The organism is Aminobacter sp. P4_D5 (assembly GCF_056401815.1).
In genome coordinates this window covers 1-3520 of the sequence record NZ_JBFUIP010000308.1, presented here as the reverse complement: position 1 = coordinate 3520, position 3520 = coordinate 1, and the positions used below count along the sequence as shown (strand labels likewise).

The following is a 3520-nucleotide window of genomic DNA, read 5'->3' as shown; positions in this document are numbered from 1 at the left end:
GGCTGGTGGGACTACGGATTGTTCCTGGGCGAGTTCATGCTCGGCCACCGCTACGCGGCCGCGCGCGCAACCAACGCACTTACGACCAACAAGAAACAGCACTATGTCGCAGCTCGCCTCATCGCCGCACATTTCGTCGGCGACGCCAAACTGGCATCGGAATTGTCCAAGGAGCTTTCCGCGAACTACCCTGCTTTTGCAAGCGATCCGGCAGCCGCCTTCGCCAAGGGCAAATACCCGGCGGAGCTGACGAGGTCGCTGACAAAGGCTCTGCGCGCCGCCGGCCTGGGCAGCCAGATTTGAGCTTCAGGGACTTTTCCGGGCGCTTTACGCATAACTAATTTTGTGTCGTTGACACTCATACGATGTTTTACATTTCGTTACTTTCTAATTAGAACTTTCCTCAGATTTGATTACAGGTCATTTGAGCAAAGATGAATTACTCCATCCATGCGGCCGTTCGGGGGAGCGGCAAGAACGTGGTGGTGTTGCTACACGGTTTCGGGGGTTGCGGCGGTGTCTGGGGAGATGTCGTCGATTGCCTGAACGGGGCATTCACCACAGTCGCCTACGATTTGCCGGGGCACGGCCATTCGCTCGACTATCCTAAGGCCGGTCCGGCCAAGATAGCAGCGAAAGCAGTGCTGGCCGATCTCGCAACGCGTGGCATTGCCCGCGCGCATTTCGTCGGCCATTCCATGGGCGGCGCTGTAGCAACGCTTGCCGCCCTGATGGAGCCCGAACGGGTGGCCTCGCTGACCCTGCTTGCGCCGGGCGGCTACGGCCCGGAAATCAATGCCCCCCTGCTCAGGCGTTATGCGGCAGCGTCCTGCTCCGACGAAATCCGCTCCTGCCTTGCCGAAATGTCGAGCCCAGACAGCACCGTGCCGGAACAGGCTGTTCGCGAACTGTCGGAAATGCGCGCCCGACCTGGCCAAACCGAAAAGCTGATCGCCCTAGCCGAGGCAATGACCGCCAACGACAAGCAAGGCGTCATCCCACGCGACGACCTCGCAAAGCTGGCGATGCCGGTGATGGTGGTTTGGGGCACCGACGATGCCGTTTTGCCCTACAGTCACGCAGACGACCTGCCGGCGGGCTTCCTCATCCACCATGTGCTGGAGATCGGCCACATGCTGCCGGAGGAAACACCCGCCCTCGTTGCCGACATCGTGCGCCGCATGAGCCGCCGGCGCCAGCGCCTCCAGCCTATGTTGGCTGCCTGCGACGCCTGATGAATCAAATCATGCGCAATGCCTGCTAAATGCTTGCGCAAAAATCTCTTTCGGGCTGCCGCACGATCACGAATATGCGTTTGGGTGGRATACAATTCCGCCGCGATCGTCGCTATGTTGAGGCTTGCTAGCGAGAACCGAGGCAAAAGGCCATGAGCGACGACAATGCGAGCGCGATGAAGCCGGCGCGCATGCTGTCGGACGCCATTCGCGACGTCAAGAACGCCACCGCCGACCGCACCGATGTGGTCGTCGATCTGCGCGATGCCCACCGCATGCGGCTCGAGTTGCTGGCCGCGGAACTCGAGCCGATCTTTGCCGACGTGCCGAAGGATATCGACAATTTCGATTTCGCCATCTCCTCGGGTCTTCAGCCGCGGCTGTGGATCGACGCGGTGAGTCATGTCGGCCTTGGCCGCGACCGCCGCACATTCCGCTTTGTCCGCGACACCCGGATCGGCCGCATCGTGCTGGCTGAATCCACCGACCCCAAACGCGTCGCCGATCAGGTGACACGCTACATTGCCGAACGCATTGTCGAGCGCCAGCAGATGATGGAAGGCGGAGCCGATTCGGCACTGCCGGGTTTTGCCAGGGAAGCGGTCAGCGAGGCCGAGCCACCATTGCGACGCCTCGGCCAGCCGATCTGGCCAGGCTTCCTGTCCGGCTTCGGCTTGCTTGTCGCCGGCGCGGTCGTCGGCATCGCGGTGATGGCAGCACTCTACTGGCTGCGCGTCGCTGCCATCGGCGTCAGCTTCTGACCAGCACTGCCTTGTGTGGCGCTGCGGCCGCAAGGTCGAGTGTCGCGACAGACGGTGGTATTGTCGACCCTGAAAGGCCATGCCGGGTCAACTGCACGTTCCAGCTTCCAGGTTCGCCCGAAATGTCGAGCAGATTGAACTGTGCAGCTGGCTTGAGGCCGCCTGTTGCCTGACCGGCCGCTGCGACCCCCACCACCGGAACCGTGCCTGCGGGCCCGTCAATCCAATGAAGCGTCGGCAGATGCGAATGGCCATGCAGCACGAGTTCGGCGCCACTTTGCCTGATCACTTTCTGGAATTTGCCGATGCCGAACAACCGCTTATGCTGGCCAACCGCACCGCGCACCGGTGGATGATGGATCATCACCACCCTGAACAGGTCGCGCTTGCCCATTTCCTCAAGAATCCGTGCCAACCGTTCGGCCTGCCCGTCGCGAAAAAAGCCGCTGGCCATGAAGGGTGCCGTTGCCCGTGCCGTCGACACGCCAATCAGCGCCACCCCCTTGCGGATGCGAACATACGGAAAGCTCGTGCGACCAACCAGACCGTGCGCGCCATCGCCATTCATCCACGGTGCCCAGGCGTGGCAGGCCTTGTCGAAGGCTCCAGGCACATAGGCGTCGTGATTGCCCGGAACGACCGAGACATCTGTCGGCGCGCCGAGCGTTTCGAGCCACAGCCGCGCCAGTTCGATCTCGCCGTCGAGTGCCAGATTGACGAGGTCGCCGGTCACCGCGAGGTGGTCGGGCACTTGTGCCTTGAGGTCGGCGACAATCGCATCGACGATGCCGTCATGATGATGACGGCGACGGTTTCGCTGCCAGTTGACGTAGCCGACCACGCGCTTGGAGGCGAGGTCGCGATAGGTTACATCCGGGAGCGGACCAAGATGGACATCAGAAATATGGGCAAGCCTGAACATCATACCCTTTTAGGTCACGCGGTGACGGCTTTCCAGCCATGGCGTCACGCCTGATGGGCATTGATGTCAAATCCCACACGCTACGCCAGAGTGCGTGGTCACGGCTGCGCGGGCGCCTGTTCCATTTCTATTTCCTGCTGCGCAGGCCGATGACGCTCGGCGTACGTGGGCTGGTCCACGACGCGGCGACCAACTCCGTCTTCCTGATCCGCCACACTTACGTGCCGGGCTGGCAGTTGCCAGGCGGCGGGGTCGAGATCGGCGAGACGTTTGTCGAGTCGCTGACGCGCGAGTTGGAGGAGGAAGGCAACATCACGGTTCTGGCCCCGCCGGTGCTGCAGTCGATCCACCTCAACAAGCAGGCAACCAAGCGCGACCATGTCGGCTTTTATCTGATCGAAGCCTTCAGGCAGGACAGTCCGAAGCTGCCCGACCACGAGATCGCCGAAGCAGGCTTCTTCCCGCTCGACGCGCTGCCGGAAAACACTACGCCGGCAACACGGCGACGGATCGCTGAGGTTTTTGAAGGAGTGACAGCGTCGCCCTATTGGTGAAAGTAGCGGTGCATCGAGGCTCGCTCCGCTCGCACCTCAGGATGAGGG

4 protein-coding genes and 1 pseudogene are annotated in these 3520 nt (G+C 61.9%); 4 read left to right on the top strand and 1 reads right to left on the bottom strand.

Annotation, left to right across the window (positions count from 1 at the left end; all coding sequences use genetic code 11):
* From AC1DWF_RS31100 to AC1DWF_RS31090, 3 genes and pseudogenes are all read left to right on the top strand, one after another.
* A pseudogene (locus AC1DWF_RS31100) lies at positions 1–303 on the top strand (hypothetical protein); the annotation flags it as partial.
* 131 nt (positions 304–434) lie between these two features.
* The gene (locus tag AC1DWF_RS31095) at positions 435–1235 is read left to right on the top strand and encodes an alpha/beta fold hydrolase (RefSeq protein ID WP_476781529.1); all 801 of its coding nucleotides are present in this window, start codon (positions 435–437) and stop codon (positions 1233–1235) included.
* A 152-nt stretch (positions 1236–1387) separates the two neighbouring features.
* Entirely contained in the window at positions 1388–1996 is a 609-nt protein-coding gene (locus AC1DWF_RS31090; RefSeq protein WP_476781528.1) for a hypothetical protein, read from the top strand.
* On the opposite strand, the gene AC1DWF_RS31085 is transcribed toward AC1DWF_RS31090, so the two are convergent.
* Entirely contained in the window at positions 1986–2918 is a 933-nt protein-coding gene (locus tag AC1DWF_RS31085; RefSeq protein ID WP_476781550.1) for a metallophosphoesterase family protein, read from the bottom strand. The genes AC1DWF_RS31090 and AC1DWF_RS31085 overlap by 11 nt on opposite strands.
* A 53-nt stretch (positions 2919–2971) precedes the next feature.
* Between AC1DWF_RS31085 and AC1DWF_RS31080 the strand changes: the two genes are divergently transcribed.
* On the top strand, positions 2972–3472 hold the full coding sequence (locus AC1DWF_RS31080; protein ID WP_476781527.1) for an NUDIX domain-containing protein: 501 nt from the start codon (positions 2972–2974) through the stop codon (positions 3470–3472).
* The last annotated feature ends 48 nt before the right edge of the window (positions 3473–3520 follow it).